Annotated in this window: 14 protein-coding genes; 5 read left to right on the top strand and 9 right to left on the bottom strand. The window is 71.3% G+C overall.

All coding sequences use genetic code 11. The features are described from left to right. Positions 1 to 2: 2 nt before the first annotated feature. Positions 3 to 1,427 carry a serine/threonine-protein kinase gene (locus tag ACQPY4_RS24440; protein ID WP_433324389.1) on the bottom strand — a complete coding sequence of 475 codons (1,425 nt, stop codon included), beginning with the start codon at positions 1,425 to 1,427 and terminating at the stop codon, positions 3 to 5. A 223-nt stretch (positions 1,428 to 1,650) separates the two neighbouring features. Between ACQPY4_RS24440 and hrpA the strand changes: the two genes are divergently transcribed. Together hrpA and ACQPY4_RS24430 are read left to right on the top strand one after the other, a co-directional pair. Further along, positions 1,651 to 5,610 carry an ATP-dependent RNA helicase HrpA gene (gene hrpA, locus ACQPY4_RS24435; RefSeq protein WP_433324387.1) on the top strand — a complete coding sequence of 1,320 codons (3,960 nt, stop codon included), beginning with the start codon at positions 1,651 to 1,653 and terminating at the stop codon, positions 5,608 to 5,610. A gap of 12 nt (positions 5,611 to 5,622) precedes the next feature. After that, a complete protein-coding gene (locus ACQPY4_RS24430; protein ID WP_433324385.1) occupies positions 5,623 to 6,342 on the top strand; it encodes a sugar isomerase domain-containing protein in 720 nt (239 codons plus the stop codon). Positions 6,343 to 6,527: 185 nt separating this feature from the next. Here the strand turns inward: ACQPY4_RS24430 and ACQPY4_RS24425 are convergent, their stop codons facing one another. Together ACQPY4_RS24425 and ACQPY4_RS24420 are read right to left on the bottom strand one after the other, a co-directional pair. Next, positions 6,528 to 8,126 (bottom strand): ABC transporter permease, encoded by a 1,599-nt coding sequence (locus tag ACQPY4_RS24425; protein WP_433324383.1) that lies wholly within the window; start codon positions 8,124 to 8,126, stop codon positions 6,528 to 6,530. Then, complete coding sequence (locus ACQPY4_RS24420; RefSeq protein WP_433324381.1) at positions 8,123 to 9,034, bottom strand: ABC transporter ATP-binding protein; 912 nt, start codon at positions 9,032 to 9,034, stop codon at positions 8,123 to 8,125. The genes ACQPY4_RS24425 and ACQPY4_RS24420 overlap by 4 nt, the downstream gene beginning before the upstream one ends. 111 nt (positions 9,035 to 9,145) lie before the next feature. Between ACQPY4_RS24420 and ACQPY4_RS24415 the strand changes: the two genes are divergently transcribed. Further along, positions 9,146 to 9,640, top strand: a complete 495-nt coding sequence (locus ACQPY4_RS24415) for a GbsR/MarR family transcriptional regulator (protein WP_433339002.1) — start codon at positions 9,146 to 9,148, stop codon at positions 9,638 to 9,640. A 113-nt stretch (positions 9,641 to 9,753) separates the two neighbouring features. Continuing rightward, entirely contained in the window at positions 9,754 to 11,187 is a 1,434-nt protein-coding gene (locus tag ACQPY4_RS24410; RefSeq protein ID WP_433324379.1) for a chromosome segregation ATPase, read from the top strand. Positions 11,188 to 11,197: 10 nt separating this feature from the next. Here ACQPY4_RS24410 and ACQPY4_RS24405 read toward each other — a convergent pair whose 3' ends face one another. The 3 genes from ACQPY4_RS24405 to ACQPY4_RS24395 form a co-directional block, all read right to left on the bottom strand. Beyond that, positions 11,198 to 11,500, bottom strand: coding sequence for a hypothetical protein (locus ACQPY4_RS24405; RefSeq protein ID WP_433324377.1), 303 nt, complete (start codon positions 11,498 to 11,500; stop codon positions 11,198 to 11,200). 10 nt (positions 11,501 to 11,510) lie between these two features. Then, complete coding sequence (locus tag ACQPY4_RS24400; RefSeq protein WP_433324375.1) at positions 11,511 to 12,197, bottom strand: hypothetical protein; 687 nt, start codon at positions 12,195 to 12,197, stop codon at positions 11,511 to 11,513. Between the two features lie 166 nt (positions 12,198 to 12,363). Continuing rightward, complete coding sequence (locus ACQPY4_RS24395) at positions 12,364 to 12,564, bottom strand: winged helix-turn-helix transcriptional regulator (RefSeq protein ID WP_433324373.1); 201 nt, start codon at positions 12,562 to 12,564, stop codon at positions 12,364 to 12,366. A 66-nt stretch (positions 12,565 to 12,630) separates the two neighbouring features. On the opposite strand from ACQPY4_RS24395, the gene ACQPY4_RS24390 reads away from it, so the two are divergent. Further along, positions 12,631 to 13,143, top strand: a complete 513-nt coding sequence (locus ACQPY4_RS24390; RefSeq protein WP_433324371.1) for a hypothetical protein — start codon at positions 12,631 to 12,633, stop codon at positions 13,141 to 13,143. A gap of 102 nt (positions 13,144 to 13,245) precedes the next feature. On the opposite strand, the gene ACQPY4_RS24385 is transcribed toward ACQPY4_RS24390, so the two are convergent. From ACQPY4_RS24385 to ACQPY4_RS24375, 3 genes are all read right to left on the bottom strand, one after another. Continuing rightward, positions 13,246 to 13,671 (bottom strand): VOC family protein, encoded by a 426-nt coding sequence (locus ACQPY4_RS24385; RefSeq protein WP_433339000.1) that lies wholly within the window; start codon positions 13,669 to 13,671, stop codon positions 13,246 to 13,248. Between the two features lie 273 nt (positions 13,672 to 13,944). Beyond that, a complete protein-coding gene (locus ACQPY4_RS24380) occupies positions 13,945 to 14,481 on the bottom strand; it encodes a hypothetical protein (protein ID WP_433324369.1) in 537 nt (178 codons plus the stop codon). Between the two features lie 667 nt (positions 14,482 to 15,148). Next, entirely contained in the window at positions 15,149 to 15,712 is a 564-nt protein-coding gene (locus tag ACQPY4_RS24375; RefSeq protein ID WP_433324367.1) for a dihydrofolate reductase family protein, read from the bottom strand. Positions 15,713 to 15,735: the final 23 nt, after the last annotated feature.

Raw genomic sequence — 15,735 nt, 5'->3', positions numbered from 1 at the left:
GATCAGCCGGGCCGGTATTCGCGGATGTAGTGCGCGACCTTGTCGGTGTAGGGCCTGAAGCGTGCCGGGACGCCCCGGCTCTGCGCGACCACCTTGGACGAGCTGCGGTAGGACGCGGCCAGGTTGAGCGCGGGGTCGCCCGGCACGGACGCCAGGTCCTTGCCCCAGAAGCACAGGTAGCGCGCCACGGCCGGGATGGACATCTCCGGGGTGATCTGGGCGGGCGTGGGCTCGGGGTTGTTCATGCCGCCGGGCTGCCAGTGGACCAGGATCTTCGGCGTCCAGCGCGCGATGCCGTACTCGTCCTTGGCCGGGTCGGAGAGCCTCGCGTCGAACCCGCTCTCGACCTTGAGCATGGCGGCGATCAGCGCGGGGCTCATGCCGGGCATCCGGCACCAGCCCCCGGCCTGGACGATCAGGCCCCGGTACTGGACGGGGATGCCCTTGTCGGTGCGCAGCAGGCGGCCCTCGGGGTCGGCGCCCCCGTTCGAGAAAGCGGCGGGGCCGTCCTCACCGTTCAGGGCCACGAGGGCGCCGCCCCCGGCGAGCAGCGCCGCGACGACGGCGGCGGCCGCGATGATCAGCGGGCGGCGGCGCCGGGACGGGCGGTCCGCGCTTTCGGGGAGCGGGTCGGTGTCGACGCCGCTGCGCGCCAGGTCGAGGGCGCGGGCGAAGTCGGCCGCCGAGGCCCAGCGTCGCTCGCGGTCGGCGTCCAGCGCGCGCAGCACGACGGCGTCGATCGCGGGCGGCACCGCGGGCTGGACCTCACTGGGCGGCGGGGTGCTCTGCCCCGGGGGCCGTCCCGTGAGCATGTGGTAGGTCAGCGCGCCCAGCCCGTAGACGTCCGAGCGGTGGTCGGGGGCGCCGTCGACCTGGGTCTGCTCGGGCGCCATGTAACCGGGGGAGCCCGCCGGGAGGGTGAGGCTGGAGATCCGGTCGCCGGTCCTGGCAATGCCCAGATCGGAGATCATCACCCGTTCCTCGGTGCCGTCGGAGCTCGAGCGGATCAGCACGTTGGACGGCTTGAGATCGCGGTGGACGATGCCCCGCCCGTGCAGCGCCTCGACGCCCCGGGCGATCGCGCGGGCCAGCGCCAGGGCCTCGTTCAGCGGGAGCGGCCCGCCGGACAGGCGCTCCTCCAGCGTGCCGAGGTCGGCGTAGGTCATCACGAAGTAGGGGCGGCCGTCGTCCAGCGCGCCGATGTCGAACACCTGGACCAGGTGGTGCGAGTCGACCTGGCGCAGCAGCCGCGCCTCCTGGACGAACCGCTCCCGGACGTCGTCGCGCAGCGCCCAGTGCTCGGCGAGGATCTTGACCGCGACGGGCGAGTCGAGCTCCTCGTCGTGTCCCAGCCAGACCGAGGCGAAGCCGCCCGACCCCAGGAGCCGGTCGAGCCGGTAACGGCCTGCCTCCGGCGGAGTGCCCATGGTGGCCATGATGGAGGATCGGCCCGGGCTAGGGAATCCTTTCCGGCCGAGCCTCCGGGCCGGAATGCCGCGCCGCGCGGGAGCGTTGGTGTTCAGGGCGCGGGAAAATCCGATCGCTTCGGCGTGGCGGGACGGGTACGTTCTTGAAGGTTGCGCCATGGAGCCGACCGGGCTCGGCCGCACGGCCCGCCCTCCCAGTACTTCTGGCACCGTCTCGACCGATATGGGAACGCCTGTGAGATCGCCGCTCGCCGACCTGCGCGCGCGCCTGCCGGAGCTGACGGCCCTCGACCGCCATCGGCTGCGCCGCCGCCTCGACGGCGCCGAGAAGATGCGCGACGCCCGGCGTCGCGAGCGGGTGGTGGCGGAGATCACCTCCGACGTCGAGGCCGCCGAGGGCCGCGTGGCGCGCCGCCGCGCCGCCGTCCCGGCGATCACCTACCCGGCCGAGCTTCCGGTCAGCCAGAAGAAGGACGACATCCTCGCGGCGATCCGCGACCACCAGGTCGTGATCGTGGCGGGGGAGACCGGCTCGGGCAAGACCACCCAGATCCCCAAGATCTGCCTGGAGCTGGGCCGGGGCGTGCACGGCTCGATCGGCCACACCCAGCCCCGGCGGCTGGCCGCCCGCACCGTCGCCGACCGGATCGCCGAGGAACTCGGCACCGAGCTCGGCGAGGCCGTCGGCTACAAGGTCCGCTTCACCGACAGGTCGGGCGACGACACGCTGGTCAAGCTGATGACCGACGGCATCCTGCTGGCCGAGGTCCAGACCGACCGGCTGCTGCGCCGCTACGACACGCTGATCATCGACGAGGCGCACGAGCGCAGCCTCAACATCGACTTCCTGCTGGGCTATCTCAAGGAGATCCTGCCCCGCCGCCCCGACCTCAAGGTGATCATCACCTCGGCGACCATCGACCCCGAGCGGTTCTCCGAGCACTTCGGCGACGCCCCCATCGTGGAGGTCTCGGGCCGCACGTATCCCGTGGAGGTCCGCTACCGGCCCGTGGTCGACCCCGACGACCCGCAGGCCGATCCCGATCGCGACCAGATCCAGGCGATCGTCGACGCGGTCGACGAGCTGGGCCGCGAGGCGCCCGGCGACGTGCTGGTCTTCCTCAGCGGCGAGCGCGAGATCCGCGACACCGCCGACGCGCTCACCAAGCACTTCCAGAACCGCCGGGGCCCGGCCACCGAGATCCTCCCGCTCTACGCGCGGCTGTCCTCGGCCGAGCAGCACCGCGTCTTCCAGCCGCACCGGGGACGCCGCGTCGTGCTGGCCACCAACGTCGCCGAGACGTCCCTCACCGTCCCGGGCATCAAGTACGTCGTCGACCCCGGCACCGCGCGCATCTCCCGCTACAGCCACCGCCTCAAGGTGCAGCGCCTGCCGATCGAACCGGTGTCGCAGGCGTCGGCCAACCAGCGCAAGGGCCGCTGCGGGCGCGTGTCCGAGGGCGTGTGCATCCGGCTGTACTCCGAGGACGACTTCGACGCGCGTCCCGAGTTCACCGACCCCGAGATCCTGCGCACCAACCTGGCCTCGGTCATCCTGCAGATGACCGCGCTCGGCCTGGGCGACATCGCCGCGTTCCCGTTCGTCGAGCCGCCCGACCGCCGCAACGTCAAGGCGGGCGTCGACCTGCTGCACGAGCTCGGCGCCATCGACCCGTCCGAGCAGGACCCCCGCAAGCGCCTCACCCCGCTCGGACGGCGGCTCGCGCAGCTTCCCGTCGACCCCAGGCTCGGCCGGATGGTGCTGGAGGCCGACAAGAACGGCTGCGTCCGCGAGGTGCTGATCATCGCCTCCGCGCTGTCGATCCAGGACCCGCGCGAGCGTCCCGCCGACGACCAGCAGGCCGCCGACGAGCGGCACCGCCGCTTCGCCGACCCCACCTCCGACTTCCTGGCCTACCTGAACCTCTGGAACTACCTGCGCGACAAGCAGAACGAGCTGTCGGGCAGCCAGTTCCGCCGCATGTGCAAGAACGAGTTCCTGCACTTCCTGCGCGTGCGCGAATGGCAAGACCTGCACAGCCAGCTCAAGCAGGTCGCCAAGACGCTCGGGGTCACGCTCAACACCGCCGACGCCGACCCCGAACGCGTCCACGTCTCGCTGCTGTCGGGCCTGCTGTCGCACATCGGGCTGATGGACGCCGAGAAGGCGGAGAAGAAGGCCGAGGGCGGCCCCCGCCGGCGCCAGGCCGACTACATCGGCGCGCGCGGCGCCAAGTTCGCCGTGTTCCCCGGGTCGGCGCTGTTCAAGAAGCCCCCGCGCTGGGTGATGGCCGCCGAGCTGGTCGAGACGTCCCGGCTCTGGGGGCGCATCAACGCCAAGATCGAGCCCGAGTGGGTCGAGCCGCTGGCCGAGCACCTGGTCAAGCGCACCTACAGCGAGCCGCACTGGTCCAAGAAGCAGGCCGCCGTGATGGCGAACGAGAAGGTCACGCTCTACGGCGTCCCGATCGTCGCCCAGCGCCGCGTGAACTACGGGCGCATCGACCCCGAGCTCTCGCGCGAGCTGTTCATCCGGCACGCGCTGGTCGAGGGCGACTGGGAGACCCACCACCGCTTCTTCCACGACAACCGGGCCCTGCTGGACGAGGTCGAGGAGCTGGAGCACCGCGCCCGGCGCCGCGACATCCTCGTCGACGACGAGACCCTGTTCGACTTCTACGACGAGCGCGTCCCCGAGGACGTCGTCTCCGGGCGGCACTTCGACTCCTGGTGGAAGAAGGCCCGCCGCACCGACCCCGACCTGCTCGGGTTCGAGAAGTCGATGCTCATGAACGCCACCGCCGACGACGTCAGCGAGGCCGACTACCCCGACACCTGGCGGCAGGGCCCGCTCGCGCTGCGGCTCACCTACCAGTTCGAGCCCGGCACCGACGCCGACGGCGTCACGGTCCACGTCCCGGTCCAGGTGCTCAACCAGGTCCGGTCGGGCGGGTTCGAGTGGCAGGTGCCGGGCCTGCGCGAGGAACTGGTGACCGAGCTGATCCGCTCGCTGCCCAAGCAGCTGCGGGTCAACTTCGTCCCCGCCCCCGACTACGCCCGCAAGGTGCTCGGACGCGTCTCGCCCCGCACCGAGCCGCTGCTGGACGCGCTGGAACGCGAGCTGCGCGAGCTCACCGGCGTCCCCGTGGCCCGCGAGGCATGGGACCACTCCCGCCTGCCCGCGCACCTGCGCGTGACGTTCCGCGTCGAGGACGACAAGGGCGCCACGCTGGCCGAGGGCACCGACCTGGACGCACTCAAACGCAAGCTCAAGGGCACGGTGCGCGGCACCCTGTCCAAGGCCGCCAGCGATCTGGAGCGCGGCGGCCTGCGCGAGTGGACGATCGGCGAGCTGCCCCGCACGCACGAGCAGAAGCAGGCGGGCTACCAGATCAAGGGTTATCCGGCGCTCACCGACGAGAAGGACTCCGTCGCCGTCCGGATGTACGAGACCGAGGCCGAGCAGCGTGCCGCGATGTGGCGCGGCACCCGGCGGATGATCCTGCTCAACGCCCCCTCGCCGGTGAAGCTCATCCAGGGCCGCCTGACCAACCAGGGCAAGCTGGCGCTCAGCCACAACCCGCACGGTTCGGTGGCGGCCCTGTTCGACGACTGCGTCACCGCCGCCGCCGACCGGCTGATCGCCGAGGGCGGGGGACCGGCCTGGGACGAGGACGGCCATCGCCGCCTGTACGACCACGTCCGCGCGGGCCTGCACGACGCCACCGCCGCGATCGTCGCGCTGGTCGAGCGGGCCCTGGCCGAGTCGCACGAGATCGACCGGCGGCTGCGCGGCACCACCAGCCTGTCGCTCGTCCCGGCGCTGACCGATGTCCGCGACCGGCTCGGCCGGTTGATCCACCCCGGCTTCGTCACCGAGACCGGCTGGCAGCGCCTGCCCGACCTGCCCCGCTACCTGCGGGCGCTTCAGATCCGCCTCGACAAGCTCCCCGAGAGCCCGGCCCGCGACCGCCAGCTGATGCACCAGGCCGAGACCTTGGAGAAGGAGTACGCGGCCTTCCTCGCGCGGCTGCACCCGTCCCGCCGCGACGAGGAGGGCGTCCGCCAGATCCGCTGGATGCTGGAGGAGCTGCGCGTCAGCCTGTTCGCCCAGCAGCTCGGCACCCGGTTCCCCGTGTCCGACAAGCGGATCCGCAAGGCCATGGCCCAGTTCACACCCTGATCGGAGGCGGCGATGCCGTTCGGAGACCACGTCCGGGCCCTCCTGGACGATCTGGACGGCGCCTGCGCCGCGGCCGTCGCCTCCGCCGCCGCGCTCCTGCTGGAGACCGTCGAGGCCGACGGGCTGATCCACGCCGCGGGTTCGGGGCACTCCCTGTCCCTGGTCTGCGAGACCTTCTACCGCGCGGGCGGGCTGGCGCCCGTCCGCCCGATCTGGGACGAGGCCGTCCTCCCGCTGCGCGACGCGCGGGCCGCCACGGACGCCGAGCGCCGCGAGGGTCTGGGCGGGACGGCCGTCCTGCGGGCGGACCCGGCGCCGCCGGACGTCGCGGTGGTCTTCTCCACCAGCGGCCGCAACCCCTACCCGGTCGAGATCGCCCGGGAGTGCCGGGCCCGCGGCGTGCCGGTGATCGCGTTCACCTCGGCGCGCGCCGTCGCGACGGCCGCCGTCCGCTCGGCGACCACGCTGGCCGACCACGCCACGCTGGTCGTCGACACCCGCGTCCCGCCGGGCGACGCCCTGCACCCGCCGGACGCCCCGCGGACCGCCGCGGTCTCCACGATCCTCGCCGCCTACGCCTGGGCCCGCGTGCTGGCCGAGCTGGACGACCTGGCCGTCGCACGAGGCGTCGACCTGCCGTACTGGACCAGCGCCAACGTCCCCGGCGGCGACGCCCGCAACCGGGCGCTGCTGGCCCGCTACGCCGCCCGGATCCCCGAGCTGGGGGCCTGAAGCGCGACCGGTGCGCCTCCGATCGGCTGCCCCGCTCGACTGGCCCTGCCTTGAGCGTGACCCGGGTGCCGATGGAGGGCGGTTCGTCCATCGGCACCCGGGTCACGGTCGCGTCCCGCGTCCAGCGCGGGGGGCCGGCCACCCCACCCGGTCGCCGGCACCGGGTGAGGTGGAGTTCGGAGGGGTCAGGCCGGGACGTCCCGGCGGCGGAACCCGTACATCCCGGCCACCACCAGGGCGGCGGCCACGGCGAGCAGCGAGACGATCGGGGTCATGCTCCAGTCGCCGCCCGGGAGCCTCGGCGTGTGGGCGAAGGGCGAGACGTCCTGCACCGCCTGCGGCAGATTGAAGACCGACCCGAACTGGCCGATCAGCAGGAACACCACCAGCGCGGCCCATCCGGCGGCGGCCAGCCTCGGCACGAAGCCGAAGGTCAGCACCACCACACCGGACACGACCCACACGGCCGGGATCTGGATCAGCGAAGCGCCGACCAGGCGTCCCAGCTGGCCCATGTCGTCGGAGGCGGCCCCGTAGGAGAGCCCCGCGCCCAGGCCCGTCGCCAGGAGCATCAGCGCGGTTCCGGCCAGCGAGATCGCCAGATGGCTCCCCACCCACCGCACCCGGCTCACCGACGTGGACAGCAGGGCCTCGGCCCGCTGCGCCGACTCCTCCCCGCGCGGCCGCATCGCGGCCTGCACGCCGAATACCCCGGCCAGGACGGCGACGATGCCCATCTCGGCGGACAGGAACGAGTCGCTGAGCCCTTTGACTCCGCCCATGTCGGTGATGAACTCGCGCGCCTTCTCGTTGTCGAGCATGTCGCCGACGTTGGTGGCCATGCTGCCGAAGATCAGGCCCAGCACGAAGAACGTGACCGTCCAGGCGACGACCGACACGCGCTGCAGCCGCCAGGCCAGGGCCAGCGGGCTGCGCAGCGACCCGGCCGCGTGCGCCGGGCCGGGACGGTCGGGCAGGATCCCGGCGCCGAGGTCGCGCCGCGCCACCAGCCCGTAGGCCACCGCGATCGCGGCGACCGCGAACCCGGCCGACAGCAGCGCGACCCACCAGCGGTCACCGGCGTAGGGGCGGAACTGCTGCCCCCAGCCGATGGGAGAAAGCCACGAGAGCCAGTGCGTGCCGTCGTCCTCGGCGGTGTCGCCGATGGCGCGGACCATGAAGAACACGCCCAGGGCGGCCGAGGACAGGGCCGTGGCCGTCCGCGCGTTCTCGGTCAGCTGGGCCATCACGGCGGCGATGCCGCCGAACGTCATGCCGACGCACGCCCACGCCAGCCCGGAGGCCATCGACCCGGCGGCGGGCAGCCCCGCCGACATCAGCCCCAGCGCCGCCAGCAGGCCGAGGACGAGGTTGGTCCCGGTCAGGGTGAGCACGGCCGCAGTGAGGGGCGCGCGTCGTCCCACGGCCGTGGCGCCCACCAGCTCCAGGCGTCCGCTCTCCTCCTCGGCCCGGGTGTGCCGGACGACGATGAGGATGGACAGGATCGCGGCCATCACGCAGCCGAAGATGTTCATCTTCAGCATCGAGACCGCGCCGAGCGACGTCGGGTCGTAGACCCGGCCGTAGAGCGCGACGAGCGAGGGGGTGTCGTTGTTGGACGAGGCCAGCTGCACCCGGTCCTTGACCTCGGGGTAGAGGTCGGCGGTGGCCGAGGCCGACGTCGCCGCCATCATCACCAAGCCCAGCACCCAGGCGGGCAGCATCACGCGGTCGCGCCGCAGGGCGAGCCGCACGAGGCCGCCGGTGCCCTTGAGGGCGTTCATCGCGCGGCCTCCCCGGCACCTTGCAGGTCGTTCTCGTAGTGGCGCAGGAACAGCTCCTCCAGCGTGGGAGGCTGGCTGATGAGGCTGCGCACGCCCACGTCGGTGAGCTGCCGCAGGACGGCGTCCAGCCGCGCCGTCTCGACCTCGAGCCGGACCCGGGTGCCGTCGACCTCGACGGCGTGCACGCCCGCGAGGTCGCGCAGCCCGTTGGGCGGGGCCGCCAGCTCGGCCTGGATGGAGGTGCGGGTCAGATGGCGCAGCTCGCTCAGCGTCCCGGTCTCGACCGTGCGGCCCTTGCGGATGATCGTCACCCGGTCGCACAGCGCCTCGACCTCGCTGAGGATGTGGCTGGACAGCAGGACGGTGCGTCCGGCCCGCTTCTCCTCGGCCACGCACTCCTGGAAGATCTCCTCCATCAGCGGGTCGAGGCCGGAGGTGGGCTCGTCCAGGATCAGCAGCTCGGCGTCGGAGGCCAGCGCGGCGACCAGGGCGACCTTCTGCCGGTTGCCCTTGGAGTAGGCGCGGCCCTTCTTGCGGGGGTCGAGCTCGAACCGCTGGAGCAGCTCGTCGCGGCGCGCCTGGTTGAGCCCGCCGCGCAGCCGTCCGAGGAGGTCGATCACCTCGCCGCCGGAAAGGTTGGGCCACAGGGTCACGTCCCCGGGGACATAGGCCAGGCGGCGATGCAGTTCGGTGGCGTCCCGCCAGGGATCGCCGCCGAGGAGCTCGGCCGTGCCGCCGTTGGAGCGCAGCAGCCCGAGCAGAACGCGGATGGTCGTCGACTTTCCGGCGCCGTTGGGCCCCAGAAAGCCGTGGACCTCCCCGGGAGTGACGTGGAGGTCGAGTCCATCGAGCGCACGTGTCCGGCCGAAGGTCTTGACCAGCCCGGACACCGAGATCGCGGTTTCCATGCTTCGGAAGGTACACTACTTTCACGAATCTGTGAAGTCTATGAATGATGTGAAGCACATATATACTCAACGTGGGCGATCTACCAGGGGAGATGATGCGACGTGACCGAGATGTCCACCTCGAAGCGCGACGACGAGGCTGTGCAGAGGTTCATCGAGAGCTTCGCCTCGGAACTCGCCGACTCGGGGTGGCAGCGCATGCCCGCGCGGGTCTTCGCCGCCCTGATGACCGAGGACTCCGGCTCCATGACGGCCGCCGACCTGGCCGAACGCCTCCAGATCAGCGCCGCGGCCGTGTCGGGCGCCGTCCGATACCTCACCCAGATACACATGGTCATCCGCGAGCGCGAACCCGGGACGCGGCGCGACGTCTACCGCGTCCGCAACGAGGTGTGGCACGACGCGATCTTCGGCCGCGAACGCGCGCTCACCCTCTTCGAGGCCCGGCTGGCGGAAGGCGCCGCCGCGCTCGGCACCGACACCCCGGCCGGTCGGCGGCTCGTCGAGTCGGCCGAGTTCTTCACCTTCATGCAGCGCGAGCTGATCGGCATGATGGAGCGCTGGCGCGAGCGCCTGGACGAGATCCGCGCCGACTACTCGGACTGAGATCAAGTAACGCGAGGTCACACGGGGGTACGAGCGCCACGGGCGGCGTGGGGGTCCCCACATGCTCGCTCAAGTCACTGCAGTCGCGCGGCCAAGTGCGTATGGTTCATTCCATGCCTAATAGCGATGAGCGCGACAATACCGGCCACAGGGAGAAGGCCGGGACCTCCGAAGCCACCGTTTCACCGGCGTCCGGCGCAGGTCAGGCGCCCCGCGTCCCGATGGCCGAGGCCAAGACCGGCACGGAGATCGCCCGCATGGGCGACCCGGTGACCGTCTGGCCGTGCGCCAACTGCGGGCGCCCCGTGCCCCAGGCGGTGGGCGCCGTCCGTGTCATCCGCTATTGCCAGGACAACGAGGGCGCCTGCGCCCGCGACGCGCGCGAGCGCCGCGACCGGGGCCGCGACGCGCCCGGCCTCACCGGCCAGGTCGCCTCCACCTGGGAGATGGTCGAGCGCCTCGAACAGGCCGCCGACCTGCTGGCCGACTCGCTGACCTCCGAGCTCAGCGTCGCCGGCGTCGAGCGCCGCGTCGCCGAGGTCCGCGCCGAGGCCGCCCGCGAGCTGGCCACCGCCCAGCAGGAACGCGAGATCGCCCAGCGCCAGGCCGACGAGACGCGGCAGGAGGCCACCTCAGCTCGCCAGCGCGCCGAGGCCGCCGAGAAGGACGCCACCCGCGCCCGCGAGGAGGCCAAGCTCGCCACCGCCAAGCGCGACGCCGCCCAGCAGGCCTGGGAGGAGGCGCACCAGATCGCGCAGCAGGCCGTCAGCGCCAAGCTGGCCGCCGAGAGCGAGCGCGACCGCATCGCCGCCCGCGAGACCGAGCTCCTGGCCGCCCTGGAGAGCACCCGCGCCGAACTGGTCGGCCTGCACGCCAAGCTCGCCGAGAGCGAGGGCGCCGTGGAGTCGCAGCGCGTCGAGGCCGCCGTCGCCCGCCAGGGCGCCGAGGACCTGCGCAACGCCATGCGCGACACCGAGGCCCAGCGCCAGCGCGCCATGCAGTCGGCCAGCAAGGCCGAGGCCGAGCGCGCCACCGCGCTGCGCGCGCAGTCCGAGGCCGAGGCCGAGGCGCTCCGGGCCAACGCCCGCGTGGAGGAGGCCGTCAAGGAGCGCGACGCCGCACTCGTCCAGGCCCGCCAGTCGCTGAGCGACCGCGAGGAGCTCAACAACAAGATCAGCGAGCAGGCCGTCCAGCTGCGCCAGCTCTCCCAGTCGGTCGCCGAGCAGCAGGCCGCGCTGACCGCCCTGGCCGAGGAGCGCGACGCCGCCCGCGCCGAGGCCGACCGCGCCCGCCGCCAGATCGACCAGTTCACGCACAACACCCTGTCGTCGAACTACCCGCCGGGCGGGCGGATGTCGACGCAGAACAACGAGCCGCCCAACGGCGGGATGCGCAACACCACGATGCCGCTCACCGGCGCGTCCGAGAACGGCACCGGGAGCGTCATGCCCCCGATCCCCCCGCTGTCGAGCGGCGGCTACTCCATCCCCGGACGCTCGGCGAACGGCGCCACGGACCGGGACGATCCCCTGAACTCCGGTCCGTGACGCCCGAACGTCACCGATAGCGAACGATCATGAAAATGACCACGAGCGAGGCGGAGACGATCAGGATCGCGTTGAAACGTTCCTTGAACGCGGTCTCCCGTAGCCGGGAGACCCGCTGACGCCCCATCCGCACATCGAAGATCGCGCGCCTGGCGCGCTCCCATGAGCTGCCCATGTAGGCAGCGAGCGCCGCTATGGCGATGATGAGGAACCCATCACCCTTCATCTGGCTCGACCTCCATAGGTCGCCGACGCTCAGATTGAATTCGACCGTAGCGCTCCCCACAATGCCAAGCGACACATTTTTCGCCACCGCGGAATTGTCACGTTCCGAACGAGCGTGACACCTCGATCCAGATCTGCTCGCCCCGCCCCAGCAGCCGCCCGTCCTCTCCGTAGAGGGCCGTCGCGGCATGCAGCTTGCGCCCCTCCCGGCTCCGGGTCATCCCCATCACCACACACCGCTCACCCGCCGCGGGCACGTCCACGACCTGCGCGGTCATCGTCCCCAGCACCGCCGGCCGCGCCTGCGGATCGTCCGACCAGGCCCCCGGACAATCAAGCGCCGCCCACACCACCGCGCTCTCTGGCACCTCCTCGGGCACCCAGGGAGCAGCGACAACCCCCTCCGCGACGACGCCCGGCGAAATGCGCAGCCCGTCCCCGACCTCCCGCTCGGGCCCGCACACGAAACACCGCGGGAACGGATGCCCGTCCACCCCCTTGTACTTCTCCGCCGCGAGCACCGCCTCCTCGAACGGAACCGGCGCCACCGGCGGCACCACGATCGCCCCCGCCAGCCCCTCGGCGACCAGCGAATCCCCGTCCCACACCTTCACACTGTGACCGCGCTCGTCATCCACCGAAACCCACAGCTCGGTCTCCAGCGGCGGAGGCTGCCGCAACGCCACGGTCACGGTCTCCGCCGCCACCTGCCCGGCCACCAACCCCGCCACGTACCCCCCGTTGCCCGAGCCGTCCGGCCCATGGAAACGCGACTCAATGATCACCTGAACTCCTACAACACATCCGAAGAAACCCGATAGATCCTAATGATCCACTTCCGCCGTCCCCCACCCGGGAGCCTGGTTTCAGCCACAACAACCAGACGGCGCCCCGCCACTCCCATGACGCGGGTTCCCCCACAAATTTCCGAAACCCGCCAAACGGACGCCGTCACGCACCCGAGTGCCGGGACCGGGCCTCCGTCATCTCCGCCTCGTGCTCCACGGCCCAGTCGGCCAGCGCCGACAGCGGTTCGAGCAGCGAGCGGCCGAGCGGGGGCAGGCTGTCTTCGACACTGGGCGGCACGGTCGGGTGCACCTCGCGCCGTACCAGCCCGTCGGCTTCAAGGCCGCGCAGGGTTCGGGTCAGCATGCGCTGACTGATGCCTTCGACGGCGCGGTGCAACTCGTTGTACCGATGCGGACGGGGGGCCGGGCCGTGAGCCGCTACCTGCTCGGTCAAGGGCTACGCCCCCTCCTCGACGCCGCCCCCGACCCTGTGATCATCAACGTGGCGGGCGTCGGCAACACCGCGGGACGGATCCACTGGGACGACCCGCAACTGACACGACGGTACGGCCAGGTGCGTGCCCAGCTCCAGGCCGGCCGGGCGAACGACCTCCTCGGCGTCGCGTTGGCCGCCCAGAGCAAGGCCAGCTACGTCCTCTACCATCCCGGGTTCACCCGCAGCGGAGCCGACTCCCACGCCAACCCGCTCGTCCGGAACACGATCAAACTCCTCGCGCGGTTCTTCGCCCGTCCGGTCGCCGACGCGGTCCGTCCGATCGTCGACTGGATCGACCAGCCGCCCCCGGCCTCCCTCACCGCGACCGACCGCGGCAAGCCCGTCCCCCTGACCCTGAAGACGTTGAACCCCGACGACGCCGCCCGCCTCGCCACCTACACCCAAGACCTCCTCCACACACTCGGCCACCACCCAAGCCCCTCCTGATCATCGCGAAGGGCCCCGGTGCGTCGACCAACCATCCGCCCCGCCAGCCAACGACGGAGGGCGAGTCGGACGCCGACCGGAATCGCCGCGGCACCGGACACATCAACCGATCTGCTGGGCCAAGGCGACGATGATGCCCGAAGGTCCACGGAGGTAGCAGAGCCGGAACATGCTCTCGTACTGCGCCACTTCGCCGAGAAGCTCGGCGCCGTGACGGCGCAGACGGGCGATGGTGTCGTCGATGTCGTCGACGGCGAACATGACGCGGTGCAGCCCCACCGTGTTGGGCGGAGGGTTCGTCGGCTCGGCGGCGATCGCCGCCGGGGCGTGGTACTTGGTCAGCTCCAGTCGGCCGGGGCCGTCCGGGACCCGCATCATCGCGATCTCGCTCCGGATGCCCTCAAGCCCGACGGTGCCGTCCACCCAAGGACCTTCGTTCTGCCCCCTGCCTTCCATCTCCATACCGAGCTCGGTGAAGAACGCGATGGTCGCGTCCAGGTCCTCGACGACGATGGCGACGTTGTCCATCCGCTGAATGGTCATGGCGCCGAGCATAGAGAGCACGACGTACCGCCGTTCACCCCCCTCACCTTCGTCCGGCATCGTTCGCGATCGTCCTGGGCGTGAACGGCTTCTTGAGCCCGGCTGCGGGGGCACCGCCGCTCAAACGGAGACGACCAGCGACCTCGCACGTAGCCTCGCAGCCCCACCGGACGAGCCGTGAGCCGGTCGTGCGCGATGTAAGCCAGCGGGCGAATCCGTGTGAAGCTCCGGCGGGACGTGCCTTGAGCTCGGGCTGGGCTAGACGGGACGGGACGGTTGCGGGCGGCCAGGGCGAGTGGTGAAGAAGACCGAAAGGGAGCCACGAAGGCGAGCCCGCACGGTTTCCTCGTCCACGGGGCCGTCGTGGAGGATGGGCGTTCGCTCCAGCGCCCGGGTGATCAGCCGGTCGATGTTGCGGTCGGCGACGAGAACCGAGCACGTGTCGCAGCCGTACCAGGGATAGAGCATGTTGAGCACGGCCACGGCCGTGTCGTCGTCCGAGAGTTGTGTGGTGTCGAGCTCGACCTCGAAGAGGTCGGTGTCCTCGGGGTCCAGCGTCGGGTAGTAGAGCCAGCGGGGCCCGGTTCCGCCGCAGAAATCGCACGACGGGCTCTGCGCGGCGGGGACGCCCACCGCCAGCTCCAGCTCGTGGTCCCAGGGCTCGACCCGGCGGTTGTGGCGGTAGCCCACCCCGTCCAGTGACCCCTCACGGTTGTGCGTCACGTCGTGCACCTCGCCGCCGCAGCGGGCGCACATGAAGCCGATCTCCTCCATGCCCCCTCCGGTGATCGCCATGGCACCGGCTCTCACAGTATCCGTCCAAGCCCCGGTCTCGTACCCGGACTTCAGCGGTCCAAAATTCCCCCCAATGCACTGCAAACACGCCCCAAGTTCCACCCGGCGCCCTCACACTCCATCGCCATACGAACACACTCGGTGCTGGAAACCCGCATGTGCGAGACCCGCACACAACGGAACGACAAGCCGCCCACCTACTGCCCGAGGCCCGTGCAACCACGGTCGGCACACGCCTGCTGCTACGAACGCCGCGTCCAGGCAATGACGCGCCATCGCCGCCAACGACACCCGATCGCCAGCCCTGTTGTCATCGCGAGCAGCCGAGCCGCGCTCACTAAAGTCGGATTCCTAGTGCGGTGACCACCTACGTTCACCGGGTTGGTAACACGCCGGTTGGCGTCCGTGATGGCGAGGCTTGTCGGCCTCAGTCTCGACAGCGACCAGATCGCTGTCGAGAGCGACGCCACCGGGTGGCAGAGCCGGTTCGGGCACGACGGCTGAGGGACCAGGAAGGTCAGCGGCTTACCCAGATCGTGCGGCGAGGCGGAGGCGAGTCGATCCGAGTCCGCCGGAGTCCTGGCCGCTCAGCGCCGCGAACGCGCCCGCATCCAACGGCGCGCCAAGGCGGCGTGATCAATCTCTGCGAACGTTCGGGGTCACCGCACTAGCTGTCGGAGGGCCGCGCCTGCTTTCGCACACGGAAGCGGAGCGTCGTGATGGCGCCCGACTGGGTGTTGCTGAAAGGTTCCAGGTCGATCCTGCCGAGGCTTGGGGGCGAGAAGCGGACGCCGTCGCCCAGGAGCACCGGTAGGACATACACCAGGATCTCGTCGACGAGCCCGCGCCGCAGGCACTGGGCGGCCACGTCGGCGCCGAGGATCTCCAGGTTCTTGCCGTCCGCGGCGCTGCGCGCCGTGGCAACGGCTTCCTCAAGTCCACAGGTGAGGAATGTGACCGTAGGGTCCGGCTCGGCGGGAGGCTTGTGCGTGAGGACGAACTGTGCGCCCCCGTCGTAGGCGGTGTCCTGGTCGGCCATACGCTTGGCGACCTCGTACGTGCCCCGGCCGATGAGCATCGCGCCCGTGGCCGCCATGACCTCCGGGACCTCGGCCGCGGTCAGGTGCTCGGCGATCCAGTCCATCGCGTGGTCAGGACCGGCGATGAAGCCGTCCAGCGACATCGCCCGGTTCACGACCACTTTGCCGGTGCCGAAGCCCGTATCACTCATGCGTTTTCTCCACGGATCTTGAA

The sequence above is a fragment of the Spirillospora sp. CA-294931 genome (assembly GCF_050946795.1).
In the GTDB taxonomy this organism is placed as follows: Bacteria; Actinomycetota; Actinomycetes; order Streptosporangiales; family Streptosporangiaceae; genus Spirillospora.
The sequence above is the reverse complement of the archived record's forward strand: the minus strand, read 5'-3'. Positions and strand labels throughout refer to the sequence as shown.